The organism is Campylobacter massiliensis (genome assembly GCF_014253065.1).
Lineage (GTDB): Bacteria > Campylobacterota > Campylobacteria > Campylobacterales > Campylobacteraceae > Campylobacter_A > Campylobacter_A massiliensis.
On sequence record NZ_JACLZK010000002.1, the window covers coordinates 382612 to 405046 of the forward strand.

Annotated in this window: 19 protein-coding genes; 7 read left to right on the forward strand and 12 right to left on the reverse strand. The window is 45.9% G+C overall.

Going from position 1 to position 22435, the window contains the following annotated elements; genetic code table 11:
- Positions 1 to 19: 19 nt before the first annotated feature.
- The 5 genes from H7R39_RS11325 (at position 20) to H7R39_RS08600 (ending at position 4451) form a co-directional block, all read left to right on the forward strand.
- On the forward strand, positions 20 to 217 hold the full coding sequence (locus H7R39_RS11325; protein ID WP_228724767.1) for a hypothetical protein: 198 nt from the start codon (positions 20 to 22) through the stop codon (positions 215 to 217).
- 192 nt (positions 218 to 409) lie between these two features.
- Positions 410 to 931, forward strand: coding sequence for a hypothetical protein (locus tag H7R39_RS08585; protein WP_185899459.1), 522 nt, complete (start codon positions 410 to 412; stop codon positions 929 to 931).
- Positions 932 to 1133: 202 nt separating this feature from the next.
- On the forward strand, positions 1134 to 2987 hold the full coding sequence (gene htpG / locus H7R39_RS08590; protein ID WP_185898839.1) for a molecular chaperone HtpG: 1854 nt from the start codon (positions 1134 to 1136) through the stop codon (positions 2985 to 2987).
- Positions 2988 to 3231: 244 nt separating this feature from the next.
- Entirely contained in the window at positions 3232 to 3738 is a 507-nt protein-coding gene (locus H7R39_RS08595; protein WP_185898840.1) for a PAS domain-containing protein, read from the forward strand.
- Positions 3735 to 4451, forward strand: a complete 717-nt coding sequence (locus H7R39_RS08600) for an imidazole glycerol phosphate synthase (protein ID WP_185898841.1) — start codon at positions 3735 to 3737, stop codon at positions 4449 to 4451. Before H7R39_RS08595 ends, H7R39_RS08600 begins: the two co-directional genes overlap by 4 nt.
- A 111-nt stretch (positions 4452 to 4562) precedes the next feature.
- On the opposite strand, the gene H7R39_RS08605 is transcribed toward H7R39_RS08600, so the two are convergent.
- Complete coding sequence (locus tag H7R39_RS08605) at positions 4563 to 5585, reverse strand: UDP-N-acetylglucosamine--N-acetylmuramyl-(pentapeptide) pyrophosphoryl-undecaprenol N-acetylglucosamine transferase (protein WP_185899410.1); 1023 nt, start codon at positions 5583 to 5585, stop codon at positions 4563 to 4565.
- A 184-nt stretch (positions 5586 to 5769) separates the two neighbouring features.
- Entirely contained in the window at positions 5770 to 6930 is a 1161-nt protein-coding gene (locus H7R39_RS08610) for an FtsW/RodA/SpoVE family cell cycle protein (protein WP_185898842.1), read from the reverse strand.
- 230 nt (positions 6931 to 7160) lie between these two features.
- On the opposite strand from H7R39_RS08610, the gene H7R39_RS08615 reads away from it, so the two are divergent.
- Positions 7161 to 9359, forward strand: coding sequence for a TonB-dependent receptor (locus H7R39_RS08615; protein WP_185898843.1), 2199 nt, complete (start codon positions 7161 to 7163; stop codon positions 9357 to 9359).
- 316 nt (positions 9360 to 9675) lie between these two features.
- Entirely contained in the window at positions 9676 to 11709 is a 2034-nt protein-coding gene (locus H7R39_RS08620) for an ATP-dependent helicase (RefSeq protein ID WP_185898844.1), read from the forward strand.
- A gap of 255 nt (positions 11710 to 11964) precedes the next feature.
- Here the strand turns inward: H7R39_RS08620 and H7R39_RS08625 are convergent, their stop codons facing one another.
- The 10 genes from H7R39_RS08625 to H7R39_RS08670 all read right to left on the reverse strand — a co-directional run bounded on the left by H7R39_RS08625 (position 11965) and on the right by H7R39_RS08670 (position 22392).
- Positions 11965 to 13401 (reverse strand): Mur ligase family protein, encoded by a 1437-nt coding sequence (locus H7R39_RS08625; RefSeq protein WP_185898845.1) that lies wholly within the window; start codon positions 13399 to 13401, stop codon positions 11965 to 11967.
- Positions 13402 to 13690: 289 nt separating this feature from the next.
- Positions 13691 to 14860: an alpha/beta fold hydrolase gene (locus tag H7R39_RS08630; protein WP_185898846.1), complete on the reverse strand. Its 1170-nt coding sequence runs from the start codon at positions 14858 to 14860 to the stop codon at positions 13691 to 13693.
- On the reverse strand, positions 14860 to 15090 hold the full coding sequence (locus H7R39_RS08635) for a type II toxin-antitoxin system Phd/YefM family antitoxin (RefSeq protein ID WP_002947827.1): 231 nt from the start codon (positions 15088 to 15090) through the stop codon (positions 14860 to 14862). The genes H7R39_RS08630 and H7R39_RS08635 overlap by 1 nt, the downstream gene beginning before the upstream one ends.
- A 404-nt stretch (positions 15091 to 15494) precedes the next feature.
- On the reverse strand, positions 15495 to 16529 hold the full coding sequence (locus H7R39_RS08640) for a D-alanine--D-alanine ligase (protein ID WP_185898847.1): 1035 nt from the start codon (positions 16527 to 16529) through the stop codon (positions 15495 to 15497).
- Between the two features lie 13 nt (positions 16530 to 16542).
- Positions 16543 to 17097 carry a Holliday junction branch migration protein RuvA gene (ruvA, locus tag H7R39_RS08645; protein WP_185898848.1) on the reverse strand — a complete coding sequence of 185 codons (555 nt, stop codon included), beginning with the start codon at positions 17095 to 17097 and terminating at the stop codon, positions 16543 to 16545.
- Between the two features lie 28 nt (positions 17098 to 17125).
- Positions 17126 to 17689, reverse strand: coding sequence for a hypothetical protein (locus H7R39_RS08650; RefSeq protein WP_185898849.1), 564 nt, complete (start codon positions 17687 to 17689; stop codon positions 17126 to 17128).
- Positions 17686 to 18618: an MlaD family protein gene (locus H7R39_RS08655; RefSeq protein ID WP_185898850.1), complete on the reverse strand. Its 933-nt coding sequence runs from the start codon at positions 18616 to 18618 to the stop codon at positions 17686 to 17688. Before H7R39_RS08655 ends, H7R39_RS08650 begins: the two co-directional genes overlap by 4 nt.
- Positions 18608 to 19351, reverse strand: a complete 744-nt coding sequence (locus tag H7R39_RS08660; RefSeq protein WP_185898851.1) for an ABC transporter ATP-binding protein — start codon at positions 19349 to 19351, stop codon at positions 18608 to 18610. Before H7R39_RS08660 ends, H7R39_RS08655 begins: the two co-directional genes overlap by 11 nt.
- A complete protein-coding gene (locus tag H7R39_RS08665) occupies positions 19352 to 20488 on the reverse strand; it encodes an MlaE family ABC transporter permease (RefSeq protein WP_185898852.1) in 1137 nt (378 codons plus the stop codon).
- A gap of 2 nt (positions 20489 to 20490) precedes the next feature.
- A complete protein-coding gene (locus tag H7R39_RS08670) occupies positions 20491 to 22392 on the reverse strand; it encodes a flagellar assembly protein A (RefSeq protein WP_185898853.1) in 1902 nt (633 codons plus the stop codon).
- Positions 22393 to 22435 lie beyond the last annotated feature (43 nt).

Genomic DNA, 22435 nt, shown 5'->3' on the forward strand with positions numbered 1-22435 from the left:
TAAATTTGAAGGATAGATTATGAAAATTTCTTTACGATTTTTGCCGCTCGCCCTACTCTTTTTATTTGTGCCGCTTTTTGCGCTAGATCAAGACGAAGCGGTCAAGGTTTTCGAGCAGCCAAAATCCGTGCCTGATTTTAGGATTTTCTACGACGAAAACGCTACGAGCGAGCAGATAGATTCCGGGCTTGATCAAATTTTAGATTTTTTATGGTAAAACCCGCTCTGCGCAAACGACGAGCTGGTCGAGTATTGCGACCGTCTTTTTACGCCTTTTATATTTAACGCTAAAATATATAACACGGGCGAAATCGACTTTGAGCGGATAGAAAAAGTACTCAAATTTAAGCCCGATCTAAACTACAAAACCGTCATTGCCAGCCCTATTTGCAACGCCGCTTTGCTACTGATGCCGCTTCCCTCAGGACAAAAGTCCAAGCTTAGCGAAGCTGACGTCATCCGCCTCGTAAAGCTACTGGTTAGGCATGGAGCGGACGCGAACGATAAATTTGTTTTAGGCTGCATTTACGGCGCGGACGGCTTTGGGGTTTTTAAAGAGCTGCTTAGCATGAACGCCGATATGAGCGAGATCGCGCTGCAAATCGCGGTCGATATGCGCTCCTTTGCTCATGAAAACGGCGCTACTTTAAAGTTTGGCGAGGCCGTAATTTTAAAGGCGGCGCAGTTTGGAAAAAGCGTGAAATTTAGGGAATTTTACCGCGAGAAAATGAGATATTTCGAGGAGTTTTTAAAATTTAAAAGCTTAAAAGAGCTTAAAAAAGGCAGGCTTAGATTTTTTATAGAGACGAATTTAGCGCTTGATAACGCCGAGGCGGTCAAATTTCTGCTAGAAAACGGACTTTGCGATCTGGCGGACGAGTGCGAGTTTTTAAGAAAAAGGCGAAAATTTACAGCAGGGCGGAGGTTTTGAAGCTTAAATTTTAGTCGCTTTCAAAAAGCAAGCGTCAAAATTTAAAATCCAAATCCAAAATTTGACAGAATTTACCATCCAAGCAAACGTCAAATTTGAGAAACAAATTTTAGATTAGTTGATAGTAATCATATCAAGTTTAAAGATATTCTTAGCACTTTGTGCTATAATCTGCTAAAAATTTAAAAACAAAGGACAAAAAATGAGCGAAAAATTTGAATTTCAAACCGAGGTAAACGAGCTGTTAAATTTGATGATACACTCGCTTTACTCGAACAAAGAGATATTTTTGCGCGAGCTCATCTCAAACGCAAGCGATGCGCTGGATAAGCTAAACTACCTATGTCTCACGGACGACGCATACAAAAGTCTAAGTTACTCCCCACGAATCGATATCAAAATAGACAAAGAAAAAAAGACGCTAACGATTAGCGATAACGGCATAGGTATGGATAAAGAGGAACTGATAAACAACCTCGGTACCATCGCTAGAAGCGGTACGAAGGGCTTTTTGGACAAGCTAAGCGGCCAAGCTAAAAAAGATAGCGCGCTCATCGGACAGTTTGGCGTCGGGTTTTATTCGGCATTTATGGTTGCGGATAAGATCGAAGTCGTGAGCAAAAAGGCGCTTGGCGAGGAAGCCTTTATGTGGAGCTCGGATGCGAAAACCTACGAGATCTCGCCCGCGCAAAAAGATAGCCACGGCACCTCGATCACGCTTTATCTAAAAGATGGCGAGTTCGCCGAGCCTTATCGCATCGAAAACATCGTCAAAAAATACTCCAACCACATCCCGTATCCGATATTTGCGGATAAAGAAGAGTACGTGCCGCCTAAAGAGGGCGAAAAAGAGGGCTCGTACGAGACTAAAAACGTGCAGATAAATAAAGCCTCAGCACTTTGGAAAATGAGTAAAAGCGCGCTAAAAGACGCCGACTACAACGACTTTTATAAGCAAATTTCGCACGACAGCGAAGATCCGCTACTTTACGTGCATACCAAAGCCGAGGGCAAGATCGAGTACACTACCCTATTTTTCGTGCCGGCGTCAGAGCCGTTTGATCTATTTCGCGTGGACTATCAAAGCGGCGTGAAACTCTACGTCAAAAGCGTATTTATCAGCGACGACGCCAAAGAGATGCTGCCGCCTTATCTTAGATTCGTCCGCGGTATAATCGACGTTGAGGACCTGCCGCTAAACGTCAGCCGCGAAATCCTACAAGAAAACAGCATAATGCGCAGCGTCAAAGAGCAAAGCGTCAAAAAAATCCTGGGCGAACTAGCCAAGCTAAAAGAAAAAGATAGAGAAAAATACATCAAATTTTATAAAATATTCGGCAAGGTGATCAAAGAGGGGCTTTACGGATTTAGCAGCGAAAAGGAGCAAATTTTAGACCTTTGCCTCTTTAAATCAAGCAAGCGCGAGGGATTAGTCAGCCTAAAAGAGTACAAAGACGCGATGAAAGAAGGTCAAAAATCGATCTACTACATCAGCGGAAATAACGAAACGATGCTAAGAAATTCGCCGCTTTTAGAGAGCTTTAAGGCTGAAGGGATAGAAGTACTCATCATGGACGAGGAGATAGACTCTATCGTCATGCCGATGGTCCAAGACTACGACAAAACACCTATAAAAGCGGTAAATCACACCGATATCGACGCCGAGATCAAGCCTGAAAAAAGCGAAGCCGACGAGGGTAAATTCGCCGCGCTGCTAGCTAAGATGAAAGAGATACTAAAAGACGAGGTCAAGGACGTGAAGCTAAGCTCACGCCTAAGCCAAAGCCCCGCCGTCATCGTTTACGACAAAAACGATCCCGACTACGCTACGCAGATGATGCTAAAGCAGATGGGGCATAGCGCGGGCAAAATTTTGCCGATACTGGAGATAAATCCAAAGCACGAGCTCTTTGAAAAGCTATCTCAAAACGAGGCGATGATATATGACGCGGCGGAGCTGCTTTTGGATATGGCTAAGCTAAACGAAGGCGTCGCTATCGACGATCCATCGGCATTTAGCAAAAAGCTAACTAAAATTTTGCTAAAAGCGATCTAAATTTAAGCCTTTTTGGGCTTAAATTTTATTGCGGTTCGGCGGCGAAGTTAAATTTGCCGCCGAGTTTTTAAACCTCGCACTCAAATTTACATAGCAAAATCCGCTCGCCCTACCCTTAAATTTACGGCGTCAAATTTGACCTAAAAGACGCTTACCATGCTCGCCGAATGCCAAATTTAAAAAGGCTAGTAAGCTACATTTGCGTAATATTTTGTTATAATTTCCGAAAAATTTAAGGTACAAAGTGAACGGAAGTAAAGAATATTTCGTAAAAGAAGAAGATTTTATCGTATCGAAAACCGATCTAAAGGGCAGGATAACCTACTGCAATCAGCCGTTTTTAAAGATCGTAGGCGCTACGCAAGAGCAGCTTTTGCACAAGCCGCACAACATCATTAGGCACCCCGATATGCCGCGCATCGTGTTTAAGCTACTGTGGGAGCGTATAAAGGCGAAGCAAGAGATATTTGCGTTCGTTAAAAACAAGAGCTTTGACAGCGGATTTTACTGGGTATTTGCTAACATTACGGCTTCGCTAGACGCTAACGGCGAGATCATCGGCTACTACTCCGTTCGCCGCAAACCAAACCCTGAGGGCGTCAAATTTATCGAAGGCGTATATAGACGGCTGCTTGAGGCTGAAAAAAGCGGCGGCATGGAGGCTTCCGGCAAGCTGCTGGGGCAAATTTTAGCCGGCGCCGGCGTCAGCTACGACGAGTTGGTACATAAACTTCAGCGAGGACAGATATGAGGCAGCATCCTATCTCAGGCGATATAATTAAGTTAAAAAACGAGCTTAACGAGCTTGAAAAAATGGACATCAAACCGCAAGAAGCGATCATGAGCGCCGCACAGTTTAGCGCTCTAGCAAGCGCGGTCAAAGAGCGAGGGACAAAGGCTAGCGGATATTTTTCGGCTGTTTTTGACAACGAGGATTACTATGCTAACGTCAGCGCCTATCTCTCGCAGATCCTACTAGAGATATCGCTAAAAAGCGAGAAAAACGGCATAAGCACGGCGGCAAATCACAAACTCCAAGTCGCCGCAAAAAACATCAAGGATATAACCGAGCTCTTGCAAGCTCAAAGCGCCATCATGCAAAAATACAAAAGACGAAGCTTCTTTGACAAAGACGCGGCTCGTCTGCGCGCCGTAAAGACGCAACTAGCCGAACTACTAAAAGCGCAATCAAGACTAGATAAGCTACTAAAAATGCAGGCTAGCATCATCTCAAACGTGATTTTGGGCGAGTTTAAGATGGCGTATAAATTTTTACTTTATTCTGTTTTTTTAGCAAAAAGCAGAGGCGATCAGCTACTTTTAGCCGAGATAATCAGCGTTTGTGATAAGATCGCGGCGATGATAGAACCGGTTTTTAGCGGTCAAAGCCTGCAAACCGGCGAGCTCGTGTATCACTATCTAGTTTACGAGCTGCGAGAGTTGAAGGATGATTTTATAAACTAATCTTTTTGCTTTTTTGTATTGTTTTAGCGCGCTTAAACTACGGCAAATTTAATCATGTTTTCAAATTTGCATTAATACAAAGATATTTAAATTTAACGCCATGCCGTAAATTTAAATATCTTTTAAAATTTCATCCGCAATTTTTCGCGCGCCTCCGTTATCTATTTGCCCGGAAAGCTTGCTTGAAATTTGCGCTATATCCATCTCGTTTATCAAATTTAGCATCTCATCCGCGTCGATCTCGCCGTCTTTTTGAAAGCAAAATTTGGCCAAATTTTGATCCACGAGAAATTTCGCGTTAAAGACCTGATGGTTGTTTGCGGCGTAAGGATAAGGCACGAATACGCTAGGCAGAGCATTTGCCGTGAGTTCCCACAGAGTGCCCGCCCCTGCGCGGCTTATCGCTAGATCGGCACGGCTCATCTTAAGCTCTATTTTGGGATCAAAGTCAAAAAGTTCGAGTTCGTCGCTGCTAAGCCCCAGTTTCTTATACTCCTCTTGCAAGCCCTCAAGCGCGTTTTTTCCGCATTGATGGATGATTTTTACGCCTTTTTGTTTAAAAATCGGAGCCAGCTTTAAAGCTAACGAATTTATCGCCGCCGCGCCCTGCGAACCGCCTAAAAATATCACCGTTTTTAGCTCGCTGCGAAGCCTGGCCGAGCTAAAAAATCTTTCCGCTACGGGATAGCTAAAGATAGGCTTAAAATAAGAGCTAAAAAAGCCCTTTGCAAGCGGTTTTAGGAGCTTGTTTAGGTTGCCGATCACGGCGTTTTGCTCATGGATAAAAAGCGGCGTGCGAGAGATAATTGCCGCAAATGCCGCAGGCGCCGCGCTGTATCCACCTACGCTAACGACGGCTTTTATGCCTTGTGTCTTAAAGATTTTTCGGCATTTAAAGGCTAAATTTAGGATACTAAAAAGCGAAAAAAGTTTGCCCAGCCCCTTTTTGTTTACGACACCGCTGCTAGGCAGGAAAAATTTCTCGCTAAATGCGGCGTCGTTTTCAAACCACATCTTGTCCTGCCCGCTGCTAGAGCCCACAAATATCGTTCTGCATCCGCGCGAAACCAGCTCCTCGTTTAGAGCTTTTGCGACGGCTAGATGTCCGCCCGTACCTCCGCCGCAGATGACGATAGTGCCGTTTTGTAAGCTGCTTTTATCTTTGTTTTGGGCTTCATCGCTAGTCAAATTTGACGGTGAAATTTCAGCCGAATTTTGCTCTTTGTCTTTTAAATTTTCAGGCGTCAAATTTTACTCCTTGCCGTTTAAATTTAGAATGCTTAAATTTGCCTTACCGTGCCGCAAGTCAAATTTAAGCTCAATCTTTTACTTTTTTGCTCACCATCAGCACCATACCGACCCCTATGCAAAGCGCTAGGATCGAGCTACCGCCGTAGCTTAGAAACGGTACGGCGATGCCCTTGATAGGCGTGATCGAGGTGATGCCGTATGAGTTCATGATAAACGAAAACGAGATGAGAAGTCCGACGCCGAGCGTAAAGAGGTGATAGACTTTGTTTTCGCTCCTTGAGGAGACGCGAAAGATGCGGAAAAGCAAAATCAAAAGAAGCGACGTGATGATGAGTATCCCCAGCACCCCGACCTCCTCGGCGATACCGGCAAGTACGAAGTCCGTGTGCACTTCGCTCAAAAATCCGAGCTTAAACACGCCCGCTCCCAGCCCCTCGCCGAAAAATCCGCCGTGCTTTATCGCATTTAGCGAGTGCGATATCTGGTAGGGCTCCGGCACGCCCTCGACGCGAAACATATTTGCCATATTTTCGGGCATAAGAGAAAGGACCATATTTTGCACCGTACCCCACCACGACTTTATACGTAATATACGGTGTTCCGACGTAAAAATAGCCACGATAGCAAGCACTGAAGCGCTCGCCATGCCAATGACGAAAAGCCGCTTGCTAGTGCCGGCAAAAAGCATCATAACGATAAGCGTAAGCGCCAAAACGACGACTTGGCCGAGGTCGTTTTGAAGGATAGCGATAAGATAAACGGCTATCAAAAACAAAAACATATAAGGCAAAATGAGCTTAAATTCCTGCTTTAGGCTCTTTTTGCTGCCATCGATCTTGCGCGCAAAACTCCATGCCAAAAAGTAAACAAAACCGATCTTAAAAAACTCAACCGGCGCTAGAGAAAAGCCCGGCAAGCGTATCCAGCGCTTAGCTCCGCCCGCATCGGTGACTAGCGAGCTAGGCAGCGCGTGCATGGCTCCCATAGCGATAGCGCAAAAGCCGAATAGACAAAAGCCGATCCAGACCATGGATTTGTCAGGGTCAAGCCGCGAGATACCCCACATCAAAAATATCCCGATCGCCCCTACGACAAGTTGTCTGATGAAAAAATGATAAGGCTCGTAGTTAAAGAAAAGCACGGTAAAAACGGGCAAGGAGAGCGAAAAAACTATACCGATAGTAATGAGCGCGACGCAAGAGTAAAATATCCACTTATCCGCCTGCATTTTTCCCTTTCCCGAGTTAAATTTAATGGGCGATTTTACTTAAATTTGACTTACAAAGATGTTAATCGAGCGTTTATAAATTTCAAAATTTAGCTCAAAAATTGCCTAAAAAATTAAAAATATAATAGTACAAATTATATCAATATATAATTTTAATTTAGTATTAAGTAAATAGTTTGTAACATACGCGCGTTATGCAAATGTAGCATAAAACTAAAAGAGGAGTCTAAATGAGAGTGAAATTTTCAGTTGCCACATGTGCGGTTTTGACGCTATTTGCAGCGCAGGCGAACGCCGCCGATACGGTTAAGCTAGAAGGCGTCGAAATAAACAGCGTCGGCGATAACATCAGCGAGAGCGGTATTAGCGAAGGCATCCTCGCCAAAAACGTGCAAAACGGCATCCTGGCTGGTAAAAAGGTACTAGATACGCCGTATCAGATAAGCACGATCACGAAAGAAACGATGAATCATCAGGGCGTGACCGGCTTTGAGGAGGCGGTGAAGTACTTCCCGTCCGCGCAAGTACAGATGAGAGGCGGCACCACGGTCGGTCGTCCGCAAACTCGCGGCTTTGAAGGCAGCGTCGTAGGCAACGTTTTTTGGGACGGTTTTTACGCTATCTCGACTACGGCGATCCCGATGGCGATGTTTGAGAGTTTGCAGATACAAAACGGTCTTGCCGGCTCGCTTTACGGCCCGCAAAACCCGGTCGGCGTCTTTAACTACACGAGAAAACGCCCGGTAGATAACGAGCACAGCATCTGGGCAGACTACGCTTCGCGCGAGCACTTTGGCGTGGGCGTGGATAGCTCGATGAAATTTGACAAAGTAGGTTACCGCGCGGTCGTATACGGCTCAGACGGCGCAAAACAAGTAAAAGACAGCAACTATCAGCGCCGCCTAGCCAGCATCACGCTCGAGTTTTATCCGACCGAGTCGCTTACGTTTGAGACCGCAGCTAGCTACTACGAGCACAACACTCACGGCTTTGCTGGACTTTTTGCGCTTTACGTAAAAGACGGCATGATCAGAAACGACCTAAAACTACCAGATCCGGTCGATAACAAAACTCCCGGACTTGGTCAGCCATACGGCGGTATGAATCTAAAAACGACGACGGCTAGCGTTAAATTTAAATACGCTCCGAGCGAGGATTGGTATTTCGAGGGCGGATATCAGTTCCAGCGAGCCGATCGCCACATACACAGCGTCGTAAACAGAATTACCGATAAAAACGGCAACTACGATACCTATCACAGCGGCGGAGCGACGGCGGCGTATAGATTTGATCTACCTAGCGGCTATCTAAAGGCAGTCACGGACTTTGATACCTGGGGGCTAAACCATAACTTTAGCGTGCAGGCAAACGGATATAGATACGTGCAGTATCGCTACTCAAATTTAAGCACGACGACGAAAGCGGGCTCGGCAAACATCAACGATCCTAAAATTTTCCCGCATCCAAACTCAAAAAAAGGCTCGAATTTATATAAACTAAGCACGACCGATATGAAAAATATCTCCGTGCTAGACGATATCACGATAAACGATAACTTTAGCTTGCTTTTAAGCCTCTCAAACAGCTGGATAAAAGAGCGCACTCGCCCGGCCATAACCGCGACGCAAAGACAGCTAAAGCCTATCGTGACTAAATACGACGAATCAGGCCTTAGCTACGGCGCGAGCTTGGTTTATAAGCCGGTCGAAAACGTCAGCACGTATTTTACATTTGCCGATAGCTTGCAACAAGGCGGCAGTGGCACGAACGCCGACGGCACGACCAGCGTGCTAAAACCGTATCGCTCGAAACAATACGAAATAGGCGCCAAAGCTCGCATAAACGAGATCGACTTTAGCTCGGCGGTATTTAGGATACAGCGCCCTATCGCCTATGTCGGCAGTAGCGGCAAATACGATGTCCAAGGCGAGCAGGTAAACACTGGATTTGAGTTTATGAGCGGCGGTAAAATCACCTCAAATTTAAGCGTTCTAGGCGGCTTTACGCTTATAAATTCTAAATTTAAAAATCCGCTACTAAAAGGCGCAAACGGCAAGGTCGTAAACGGCGTGCCTAAACTAAACTCGAATTTGCTATTTGACTACGTCGTTCCAAATACCGAAAAGCTCGCATTTAGCGCAAATTTCCACTACACGAGCAAGATGTATATCGACGATCTAAACACGCAGGCTACGCCTAGCTTTTTCGTCACGGATCTTGGCGTGAGATACGTTAGCCGCGCGATGCTAGGCAAGCAAACCACTTTGCGCTTTAACGTAAATAACGTATTTAACAAAAAATACTGGGCGGGTATGTATCCTGCAAGTGCTGATGGCGCAGGCACCAGCGCTAGCGTTCTTGGCGTAGCTAACGGGCTAAGCCTGGGCGAGAGCAGGATGTTTATGCTTTCGGCCGAAGTCAAATTTTAATTTGATTTAAGGCTCGCTTTTTTGCTCTATACTTCGTTGCTTCCGTTGCGGTCGCAACTGCAGTAGAGGCTTTTAAATTTGGCTCGGTCGCTACCGACGAGGACGAGGTGGCTTCCGTCGTCAAATTTAAAAGCGCTCCGTCTAAAGCCTCTTGAAAGGCTACAAGCGCAGTGAAGTAAAAAAATGCTGCGCTTTGACTTTTTAGTTCAAATTTGAACTAAACCTGCATCAAAACAATTTAGCCCTCGCCGCTTTTGCGTTTTTATAAATTTAAGCCCGTTTGGGTATAATCTGCCCTTTTAAACGCGAGGAAAATATGCCCCTTTCAAAACTAAATCAAGAACAATACGCCGCCGCAACCGCTCCAGCAGGACATAATCTAGTCATAGCAAGTGCGGGCACCGGCAAAACCAGCACCATCGTCGCGCGCATCGCTCATCTGCTAAATTTAGGCGTAAAGCCCGAAAAAATCCTACTTCTAACCTTCACCAACAAGGCCGCGGCCGAGATGATAGAGCGATTAAACCGACATTTTGATAAAAAAATCACCTCGCGCATCACTGCGGGCACCTTTCACTCGGTTTCTTATTCGCTGCTTAAATTTCTAGAAAAACCGGTCACGCTAAAGCAGCCTAGCGAACTAAAAACGCTACTAAAATCGCTCGTCGAGAGGCGCAAATTTAACCATCTAAGCGACGTCAAACCCTACGGCGGCGCCTATCTTTACGACGCGTATTCGCTGTATCAAAATTTAGCCTTAAAGCAGACGTTTGGCGAGTGGCTAAAGGAGCGAAGCGACGAACAAGGCGTTTATGCCGAGATTTACGAGGACGTTTTGCGCGAATTTGAGGAGGAAAAGAGCAAATTCGGCTACGCGGATTTTAACGACCTGCTTATCAAAATGCGTAACGAACTAAGAAAAGGCGCGCCGCTAAAATTTGAGGAAATTTTAGTCGACGAGTATCAGGACACAAACTCCCTGCAAGGCTCGCTAATCAGCGCTTTTGAGACAAAAAGCCTCTTTTGCGTCGGGGATTTTGACCAGAGTATTTACGCATTTAACGGTGCAAATATCGAGATCATCGGCTCGTTTAAGGACCGATTCGCAGACGCCAAAATCTACGCGCTAAACATCAACTACCGCAGCAGCTCCGCGATCCTAGCTCTGGCCAACAAAGTCATCGCGAACAACCCGCGCCTTTATGAAAAAAAACTAGTCGTCGGCCGCGAGGGCAAATTTACCTCGCCAAAGCTGCTGGTTTACAACGAGCTTTTCGACCAGTACGCCAACATCGCGCAGATCATCGCCGTTTCAAAATATAAACAAGAAAACATCGCCATCATCTTTCGCAACAACTCAAGCGCCGACGGTCTAGAAGTCGCGCTGCGAGAGCTTGGTATCGGCTCCAAGCGCAAGGGCGGCGTGAGCTTTTTTGAGAGCCGCGAGGTGCGCGCCGCGATGGATTTGCTAGGCATCCTCATCAACCCAAAGGACATCATGGCCTTTATCCACGTGTGCGAATACGCAAAAGGCGTGGGTGCGGCGCTTAGCAAGGAGATTTTCGAGGTGCTAAGCAAGGTCGGACACGGCGACGTCGTGCGCGGATTTTTGCAGCCTGACGATAGTGTGGAGGCCTTTGCTAAAAAGACCAAAAACTACCAGCTGGGGCTTTTTGACGAGCTTGACGAGGTCGGAGAGAAGTCGCGCTTTGCTAAATTTAACTTTAGCGAGAAATTTTTTGCTCACCCCGTGCTAAAAATGCAAAAACTAAGCGAGAGCGGCGGGCAGTTTTTGTATGAAATTTACAACTTTTTAAGCGCCGCCAAACGCCACTCGCGCCCGACCTCGCTGATAGAGGATCTAAAAAATAGCAAAATTTACGCTCTCATCGCCGACAACCTCGCGACCAAGCGCGCCACGCAAAAAAACGGCAACATAGACGAAACGCTAAAAAAAGAGGCCCTCGAGCGCATCGCGGGCAAGCTAGAGGTGCTGGGCGAGCTAGCCAAAAACTACTCGGAGGCGGAGAAATTTTATAACTTTATCACGCTGGGCAGCAGCGAAATGAGCAGCGGCGAAGGGGTAAATCTGCTAAGCGTGCACGCCTCAAAGGGGCTTGAGTTTGATCTGGTTTTCGTAGTCGATCTCGCGCAAAATCGCTTCCCGAACCTCAAACTAATGAGCATGGGCGGCTCGCTCGAGGAGGAACGGCGGCTCTTTTACGTCGCGGTCACGAGGGCGCGAGACGAGCTTATACTCAGCTACGCCAAATACGACAAGATCAAAAAGATAAACTACCAACCCAGCCAGTTTTTGATCGAGGCTGGGATGGCGAGCGCCGGGATTTAAATTTGACGGCAAATTTGACCGATGTAAAATTTGAAGTCGTTTAAATTTAGCCGCCCTATTTTATCTTTCATCTGCCACAGTCGGCGCTTGGCATAACCTGCACCTTGAAAATGCCAAATTTAACCAAACTTCAAATTTAAAGGCATTTTTTTAAATCAATCTCCGCCAATGCGAGCGTACTAAATTTTAATCAAATTTGAGTGGCTAGAAGCAGCGCCGCTAAATTTGACTGCGCCGCCCAAACCAAATTTACGCCTACATAAAGCTCGGAGCGTCGTTTGAAAAAAGGATCAGATCGCCGGCTTTGGTGTTTTGCGCCAGGGCTTCTTGCATTTTTGATTTATCCTTGATGATGATGACTTTCGGCCTGCTTAGGTGCTTTAGCAGCGCGACGGCGTTTAGCGAGCTTGTCAGCATGACGATATCAAAGGTCTTGTTGATGATTTTGCTTAACTTTTCGTTCTCTTCGTCACTGCTCTCCATGATGCCAGGCGTCACGAGCACCTTGCGCCCTTCGTAGCCGGCGACCAGCTCGTAGCTCGCGCTCATACCGTTAAAGTTACCGTTAAAGCCGTCGTCGATGATGATTTTACCGCCCGCGTCGATGCGCTCGAGTCTATGCTCGACGTTTTTTAAGCGCGCTAGAGCGGAGGCGATCCTGGCCTCGCCTAACCCCAGATATAGCGCGGTTTTGACGCAGACGGCTAGATTTGCGGCGTTAAATTTACCAAGCAGCGGCGAGTTAAACTCCCTCTCGCCAAGCTTAAATTTGACCCCGTCTAAGCTCGCCTCAACGCCGCTTAGGTCTTTATCGTAAATTTCTATCTTCTCGCCCTCATTTGCCTGCGTGCTGCTATGTACGAAAGCCTTTTCTAGGCGCTTTGAGCCAAGAGCCTCAAGCTTCGTGGCGCGGATATTTTCGAGCGTCTTAAAGTACTCGATATGCTGCGCGCCGATCTCGCCGACGATAGCGATCTGCGGGTTCAAAAACTCCGTAATCTGCGCGATGTCGCCTTTTAGGCGCGCGCCGGCCTCGGCGATGTATATCTGCGTACCCGCGGCAAGTTCGTTGTTTACGTCTTGGATGAGGCCTGCTAGCGTGTTTACGCTGCGAGGGGTTTTGCGGCAGACGAAGTCATTTTTAAGCAGCTCAAAGAGGAAATTTTTTATGCTGGTTTTGCCAAAACTCGCCGTTATCATGATGATTTTGAGCTCCGGCATCGAGGCTAGCTTTTTGCGCGCGCTGTTTTCGTAGGCCTTAAATTTAGCCTTTTCCAGCAAAAAACTAAGCGCGAAAGAGAGCACGAGTGGCAGAACGACGCCTAGATTTACGCGGTGCTGCGTCGCGAGATAAACGGCGTAGCTAGCGATAACAGCGAGCGCTAAGATAACAAAAAATCGCTTGACTCTCGGCGTAAAAACCAGCTTTTTATCTAGCTTTTTGTGCCAAAGAGCGAGGCTTGGTACCAGTGCAAAGTAAAAATAAATCCAGAAAAATCGCTCCGCCCCGTAAAAAAGCACGATCGGCACGATGAGGAAAAACACGTGCCACAGCGGCATGGTGAAGTGAAATAGCACGCGCTCAAATTTGTAGGAAAACCACTGAAGGCAGGTGATGAGATAAAATCCGAGCGCAAAGGCAAATAAAATCTGCGTCGCGGCAAGGCCGATATTTATGAGGGTTTCGTTCATTTTTTCTCCTAGGTTCGCTTAAGCGGGCTTTTGTTTGCACCCTTTTTGCTAAATTTAGCGTTTTGCGGTTTGTTTTTGCGTGCTTGGCGTAAATTTGATAGTTTTTTCGTTAAATTTGAGAGCAAATTTAATCGCCCTGCTTTTTTACGCCGTAAAACGCAAATTTATCAGCCGAGATTTTACAGATTTTGGGCTTAAATTTAGCTCGTAAATTTGATACAGGCCCGCCAAACCAGCACAAATTTAATGCTAATAACTAAGTCAAAAGCGCAAATACCAAATTTGCGCGCTAGCTTAAATCAAACGTTTGTTGTACCGGCTTTTTGTGGCTTTTTTGAGCGTCTTGCTCATTTTTTGGTAAAATTTGATTTTGCTCGTCTCTGATTGAAACGCTATTTTTGGGCTCCGATTGGTTTTGCGCGATTTCTTGCTCGTCAAACAAATTTTCTTTAAAAACTTGACCGTTTTTGCCGCTTACATCGTTAAGCTGCGGGTTTTGATCCACAAGGCTACTATCTTGCGACCGCTCGTCAAAAAGGCTGCTTTGCGAGACGGTTTTTGTATTTATGGCTACCTCTTGCTCCAAAGCCTTTTGGGTAGATTCCGTCAAATTTTGCTCGGCAGCGTTTTTGGGATCGCCGTTTTCGTCGGCACCCCAGGCTTTTTCGCTTAAATTTTCATGGTTTTTCGGGCTTAAAATTTTTACGCTCTCTATCCCGCTTTCATCATCCAAGTCCGTCAAATTTAGCCCCGCATTTACGACGCCGTCGATGTAGCGCGCGTGGAGTAAAAAGAAAAAATGATCGCCCTTTAGCGCGTGAAATTCGCTGTTTTTGATGAGGCGACTTACGCGTTCGCCGCTTTTTAGAGGCGTTGCCTTGTCCTCCTCGCCCCAAAATACAAACGCTTTGCCGCCAAAGTCTGCAAATTTAGAGCTAAAATCCTCATCGACGACGTTTTTTAGCGTCTCATACATCGTTTTGCTCATGCCTTTTACGTCTTTCGTGGCGAAAAATTTGTATAAAAACCCAAGCCCGAACAGCTTTAAAAACTTAAACAAAGCGATCTTAAATCGCACCCAAAGCGGCTTTTTAGCTACGATGCCGGCCGAGCTTAAAAGCGCGAGATATTCGGGATTTAGCAGGGTTGCGACCTTGCCGCCGAAGCTATGTCCGAAGATGATTTTGGGGCTTGCGCCAAGCTCGTTTAAAAAGGATTTCATGATTTTTGCGTAGTCTTTCGTCGCTAGCGCGCCGTGTATACTGCTCGCGCCAAAGCCCGGCATATCGACGTAAACGTGCCGAAAGTCCTTAAAATACGTGCCGAAAGCCTTTTTCATAATCTCTTTGTTTGCGCCCCAACCGTGCAAAAATAGTGCGACGTCCTTGTGCGCGGGATTTACGGTTTCGTAGCTGATGCGGTAAATTTTGCCGCCGTATTTTACCTCTTTGACCGCCATTATTCGCCGCTTCCGGCTCGTTTTTTAGCCTCATAAATGCTTTGCAGTACCTCGACGGCCTCGCATAGGCGCTCGTACTCGCCCATATTTAGCAGCACGGCTTCAAATTTATTATTTTTGACGATCACCGCGCGCTTCATCTGCGCCTTGCCGACCTTGCCCAAGACGGCGCTGAAATTTCGCACCACTTCGGTCGCCGTGTAAATTTCATCTTTGCTAAAAGTAGTCATCTCTGCTCTTTACGTAAAATTTTGTGTAAAATATAGCATATTATCTTTAAATTCAAATTAAAATATAATGGCGCATTATGTTCTTTAAAATTTATTTCAGAGCGTTTTATGTTTTTGGCGTGAAATTTGCGAGAGTATAAAAACAGTATGGTAAAATTTGATTGAAACTAGCCGTTGAACAGAAAATAGGCGAGTCAAATTTGGCCTAAAAATCGGTACTTTAGGGCTAAAATGTTACAAAACAAGCCGAGCTTTTTGCCTAGCAAGCGTAATAGCCGTCAAATTTAAAAAGTTAACGCTCGAATTTTAGTAGCGATAAGATAAAGTGCAAAAAGCCGCCAAAAACAAGGCGTTTTAAAGCGGTCAAATTTACTAAAAAGGCGCCGGGAAATGCCGACGTTTCTTTACAACTTGCCTTTTGCCGACGTTATGGAGTTGATAAATTTATAGTCGATATTTATCTCGCGCTCTTTGGGCAAGCTTGCGGCGAGTCGCTCCAGAGTCCCCTCAAAATCGTCAAATAGATAATTCGCCAAGCTGCCCGGATTTGGATTGATCTCGTTTAGATATACTTCGCCATTTATCTCGAAAAAATCGCAGCGTATCAGCGCCCCGTCAAAGCCGCAGTTGTAAATGCGCTCAAAGCTTTGTTTTAGCTTGGCGGCTAGCTCTGCGCTTATATCGGCCTCGCGCGCCATGCTCTCGTTTGAAAAGCTCATGTATTTTTGCTCGTAGTCTAAAAATTCCTTCTTTTTCGGCTCTTCGATGATGGAAAATTTTATCTCGCCATCCGCCTTGCAGCCTGCTAGATTGTACTCCTTTACACCTTCGATAAAGGGCTCGACCAGGATCTCTTTATCAAACTCATACGCCACGTCCAGGCCGTATTCTAGCTCGATAGCGTCTTTTATCACGCTAACTCCTATCGAGCTTCCTAGTCGGAGCGGCTTTAGGATCACGGGTAGCGGCAGGCTAGGCGCCTTTTCTCTGCTTACAACCTCGTAGTTTAGGGTTTTTACACCCGCTTTTTGCGCGAGTAGTTTGGTTAGTTCCTTGTTGTAGCTTAGCGCGCTAGCCTCCACGCGAGGGCCGATGTAGCTAAGGCCGTAAAACTCAAGCAGCGCCGCGATCTTGCCGTCCTCGCCGTCCATACCGTGGACTAAATTTATAAATACGTCCGCCTCGATCTTTTTCTCGCCGAGCAGCCCACCCGCGAAAAATCCGCCCTGCTTAAGAGTGAGCTTTTTGGCGTTTTTATACTTGCCAGAGCTAAAGAAATTCGCCCTCATATCGGCGCCGTTTATCAGGTAAAATTCTCTAAATTTATCACAAAATATAAACAAAGGCTCGTTTTTTAGCACCTTTTTTAGGGCTATGGCGCTCACGATACTGATCTCGTGTTCGTAGCTTTTTGCGCCAAATATAACAGCAAATTTCATATTTTTTCCTTTTTTATACTAGTTTTTTTAGGGCTTGTTTGATGAGTTCGCCCGTATTTTGCGCGTCGCACTCGCTTAGCGCCTTGGTTATCTTTTCTCTTTTAAAGCCGAGGCTCTCAAGCGCTAGAATCGCTTCGTGCTGATGGCTAGGCAAATTTTCATCCATAGTCATCTTTGCGTCGCTAAGTTCGGCGATGATGCGCCTAGCAGTCTTTGCGCCGATGCCCGGTACCGTTTGTAGCGCCGCTGCATCTCCGCTTTTAACCGCATTTAAAAATGCGTTGGGATTTAGGCTCGAGCACACTGCCATCGCCGTCGCCGCGCCGATACCGCTTAGTTTTATCAGCGTCTCAAACATCTTTTGTTCGTTACTATCTAAAAACCCGTAAAGCAAGTCCGCATCCTCGCGGATGATCTGCGTGATGTTTAGCTCCACGCTCTGGCCTCGCTCGAGCTTTGCCGAGCAAAAAAGCGAGATCGCCACGCCGTAGCTCACGCCGCCGGCCGTCTTTAAGATGAGATTTGCGGGCTCTTTTTTTGTTATCACGCCCTCGATCGCTTTTATCATCGTTTTCCTTTAAAATTTGCGATTATCTCTAAAATTTGATTAATTCTTGCAAAAATTTATCCGTAACCTCGCTAAAGGCGGCATTTAGCGCCTTCATAGCTATTTCACCCTCGTCCAAGCCTGCGTCTTTTTGCGAGCTTAGCACGACGCTTTTTAGCTCTTTGCCCTCTTTAAAAAAGCTAAACATCATCGAAATTTGCGCTTTTTGATCTTTGATTTGAAGCGTGAGCAAATTTGACTTTACGATGATGTCCGCGTTTTTAAAAGAGGGCTTAAACGCGCATTGATCGCTTGCGGCTATGATCAAATTTCGCCTCGTCATCTCGCTTGGAAGGGCTAAAAATTTGACGTTTTTTAGCGGACGGATCTCGCCGTTTGCATCTATCTTTAGGACTTCGCGGCTCTCATACGCGCCAAAAACCCGCACCTCCTCGATGAAAACCGTTTTTTCGGGCCTATTTTCGCACTCTTTAAATTTATCCTCCGCGCCGCCTAGCATAAAATAATTCGTCCTGGGCGCAGGCTTTGCCAAAACGCTACAACCGCTAAAAAACAGCGCCGCCAGAGCTAAAACCGTGCTTAAAATTTTCATTTTTCGTCCTTTTTCTGCGTGTCTTTAAAGAAAAACTCGTACGGGTCGTCCTCGAGTCTAAAAAGGGTATTTCTGAAATCCGAAATGAGCTTTTGGAAGCTAAGCAGCGTCCTCTCCGTCTCGTCGCCAATCGTATTTAGCGCGTCTTTTACGTCGTATTCGCCGCTTTTTATCTTTTCTGCTATCGCGGTTTGTAGATTTTTTAGCGCCTGCGCGGCGTCTGCAGCCTTGGTCGTAAACGAATTTACGAACTCAAGCGTGCCCGAGGCGTTTTTTAGCGCTTTTTTTAGCTCGGTTAGCGTCAAATTTGCATTTGCCAAAACCTCGTTCGCGTTTGCGATAGTCGCGTTTATATCGAGATTTCCGGCGTTTATCTTCTTCGCGGCTTCATCAACCGAAACCAGGATAGACGAAAATTTAGCCGCGTTTTCGTCGCTTAAAAATTTATTGATATTTTTAAAGGTAGACTCTAAATTTTTCGTTAGATACTCGGCTCTGTCGCCGATTTTGTCAAAAAAACTCGCCTCAAGCCCGATGTAGGCCTTTTCGTTTTTATCAAAGAGCGGGCTATCCATGCTGCCGCGCGAGATATTTAGGTAGCCGATGCCCGTGATGCCCTGTATCTCCGCAGACGCCGTGCTATCGGTTCTTATCGGTATATCTTTCCTTACGGAGAGCTCAAGCTCGATGAGGGCCTCTTTTTCGTCGGCAAAGCGAATATCCTTGACCGTGCCCGCGTCTACGCCGATAAATTTGACCGTGGAGTCCTTTTTGATGCCGCTTGGCAGGCTTGTAGTTTTGATGAAATACGACCTGTAATCATCGGCTTTTTTCCCGTATCCGCCCAGCCACCACGCCGCGATGCCTAGCGCGCTCACGACGAGCACGAAAAAGAGGCCTATCAAAGTATAATTTATTTTATTTCCCACCGTTTTTCCTTGTTTTTAAAAGCTCTTCGAGCGGATTTTCGGGCATTTGCATCAGCTGCTCAAAAGTCCCCTCGAAGGCTATCTTTTTATCCTGAAGTATCAAAAATCTATCCAAAATCGTACAAATGCTGTCTATATCGTGCGTCACCATCACGACCGTGACGCCAAGCGTATCTCGTAGCTCGACCACTAGCTCGTCAAAGGCGCGCGCGCTGCTTGGATCAAGGCCGGAGTTTGGCTCGTCTAAAAACAAAATTTTAGGACTCAGCACCAGCGCTCTAGCCATCGCTACGCGCTTTTTCATACCGCCGCTTAGCTCGCTTGGGTATTGCAGCGCGACGTTTTCGCTAAGGCCTACTTTTTGCAGCCAAAACATCGCTATCTCGCGCATAGAGCGCTCGCTCATACCGCTATACTCTTTTAGTAGGATGTAGATATTTTCCAGCACGTTCATCGAGGTATAAAGCGCACCGAACTGAAACATCACGCTGCATGCGAGCTTCATCTCCTGTCTAGCCGCTTCGTCTAGCGACCATAGATCGCGCCCTAACATCTCGACTTTGCCGGCGCTTGGCTCTTTTAGATATATCATAGTTTTCATCAGCGTCGACTTGCCCGTGCCGCTACCGCCCAGTAGCCCGTAAATTTCAGCCTCGTTTACGTGAAAATTTAGCCCGTCGTGGATCACTCTGTCGCCGAATTTCGTCGTTAAATCAGTCGCTTTTATTATCATTTATATGCCTAACTGCGTGAAAATAATCGAAAACAGCGCGTCCACCATGATCACGCCAAATATCGCATTTACCACGCTCACGGTCGTATATGTGCCCACGCTTTGGGTGTTTCCGCTGATCTGAAAGCCTCTCATGCAGCCGATAAACGCGATCACGACGCCAAAAAACGGTGCCTTAAAAAGCCCGACGTAAAGATGCTTGATCTCCACCTCTTGACCAAACCTCGCTAGATAGCTATCAAAGCTGATGTTTAGGTAGTTTTCCATCACGACCATCTCGCCGAAAATCCCCGCCACGTCGGCTAAAAACACGATAAGAGGCATGGCTACGATGAGAGCTATCACGCGAGGCAGAACGAGAAATTTAAACGGATCAAATCCCATCGTTTTCATCGCGTCGATCTCTTCGGTGATTTTCATAACGCCGATTTGCGCGGTAAAGCTTGACGCCAGGCGCCCCGCCACGATGATAGCGGCGATGAGCGGAGCTATCTCGCGCAGGGTCAAAAGACCCATCATCTCGACGATTATTATCGTAGCGCCGAAACTCTCGAGCAAATTTGAACCCTGATATGCCAGCACGATGCCGATGAGAAAAGAGGTGAGGCACACGATAAAAACCGACTTTATGCCCGCATCCTCGAAATAAGCCAAAATTTCCTTCACGCGGATATTTTTTAGCATGAATATCTTGCTAAATTTAACCAAAAACTCGCCCATGAAATTTAAAAATGCGCAAAATCCCGCAAAAAACGCGGTCAAATTTTTGCCGATTTGAGAGAATGGATTTTCGTTAGGTTTGGCGTCTATGATCTGCTTTATTTTAGGATTTATTTCGCTATTTATCGAATCAAAAATCTTTTGCGCGTACGGGTTTAAATTTACTAGCTCGTACTCTTTGCGCGCGTTTAAAAAGGTATTTTTAAAAAACAGCGCCGCTGCGTAATCAAGCTCTTTTACGTCTTTAAAATTTAAAACGATTTTATTAAATTTCTTTGAGCCGATGAGTGCGGCCGTCTGAGTCCAAATTTGAGCCGGCAGCTTGTAGTTCCAGTCGTTTTTTAGATTTATAGTTAGCTTGCCGCCGCTTTGCTCGCACTTGTAAAACTCGCTTTCAAATTTTAAAAAAAGAGGCAAATTTAGGCCTTTTTAGCGTTATTTTTTTTCTTAACTACGTAGTCTATGTCGCCGTCCTCGGTCTCGACTTTAGCTATCGTGATTATTCGCGCGATCTCGTTTTCGCGGGTACTATACGTGATGTCGCGAGCCGGGTCTACGAGCCTAAATTTTATCTCGTTAAATTCGCGCCAATTACTGTGATTTATCACTTTTGAGTTAAATATACCCTCTTGGATATTTGTTATCTCGCCCCTTAGCTCGGCGATCGCGGCTTTTTTCTCGCGAAATTCTTTTAAAAGCGCGTTGTACTCGTGCACTAGCTGCTGATACTCTTTTAGTTTTTTCATAAACGTCGCGGGCGGAGTGTTGTTCGTGCTTTTTAGTTCCTCGATTTTAGCCTTGATGACGTTTATCGGGCCTCTGTTTTCTTCGATGACGCATCTTTTAGACTCTAGCGTGCGTGGCATTTTTACGATCTGTTCTCTGATGGCTTTTATCTTCGCCATACGCTCGTTTATCTGCTCGCCCGTGTTTTTTATCATGCTAAAATCGACTAAAATTTTATTATTCACGCCTTTTAGTTTTTTTATCTCCAAAGTATCGGCGATTATGATATTTGAGTTTGATACGAGCGTATCGATGGCGACGCTTTCGGCGATTATCTCGCCGCCGATGACCGATTTTATCACGGCTTTTTTAGCTTTTACCTTGCCGCCTTCGAGCCTATCTATCTCGACACTCTCGCCTTCAAAGCTACCGATATGTACGGCTATTTTTGCTTCTTTCGCCTCGATGAGAGCTTTGGCGTGGGTTTGTCCGCCGATCGTTACTTTGTTTGCCTTTACTACAGCGTTTGCGGCGACGTTTCCCTCGACGTTTACTTCGTTTGCCTCGACCGTCATGCCCGTACCTATGGCGTCTTTCGTTAGGTCTTTTTCCTTTACGTTTAGCGTTACGTTGGTATCAAGACCCGTATCGACCGAGCCTGTGGTTTTAAACGTGATTTCATTTACGTCAAGCTCGTCTTTGATATCAAAGACGCCTTTTTCCTCTTTGACGTAGCCCGGTTTTTTGGCGAAAAATTTTACTCCCTCGTTGTCTTCTTTTACGTAGATATTTTCGGTGTGTTCGGGCATTTTTGTTATCGTGGCCTTGGCTTTTTGTGCGAGTAGGAAATTCCCCCTCACGTCGCGGCCGCTTGTACCGTCTCTTAGTTTTACGTATTCGATTATGAGCTCGTTTTCGACGACTCCGAGCAGATAGCCTCTGTTTGCGTAGTCGATCTTGTCGTTTTCATCTACGTTTCTTATTTTTGTCTTGTAGTGATAGATTAGCGCGTCGTCTGTGGACGGAACTACGTTTACGCCTACAGTCACGGCAAAGGTGTAGTCCTTGTCGATAAATTCTTTTACTCTTAGAACCGAAGAAATTTTAGCGACCTCTTCTAGCATCGTTTTGTTTCTGATGCCAACCAGGATGCCTACTTTTATCAGCTTTTTGTAGATGAAATTTATCAGCTTTTTGTCAAATTCTTTAAAATAAACAGTGTCGGCGTTTTGCGAAACGGTAGCTAAAATTTTGGTCAAATTTTTATTTGCATTTACAGAAACGTTAGGCAAAGGCGTAGGCTTTACGCGCCTAACGTCGTAAAATTTAACCAGATAGCTTTGCTTGATACTCTCGACTCTGTCTACGTAAAATTTATCGTTATCAAAGACGTTTAGCTTGTCTTCGGCGATTTGTCTAGGTTGGCTCTCGCCTACCACCTTGCATTCGGTTTTGATTTCCAAGATATCAAAATCTATAAATTTGCTATCGACGCCGAAGCTTTTTACTAAATTCAATATCTCGCCGTACGGGTTGGCGGTCTCGACCTCCATCTCGGCAAGGAAGTTTTGCTGCGCGTTTTGGTTTTCTGGCACGTGATACTCTCGCGTTATTTTTATTTTCGCGAGATTATCTCTA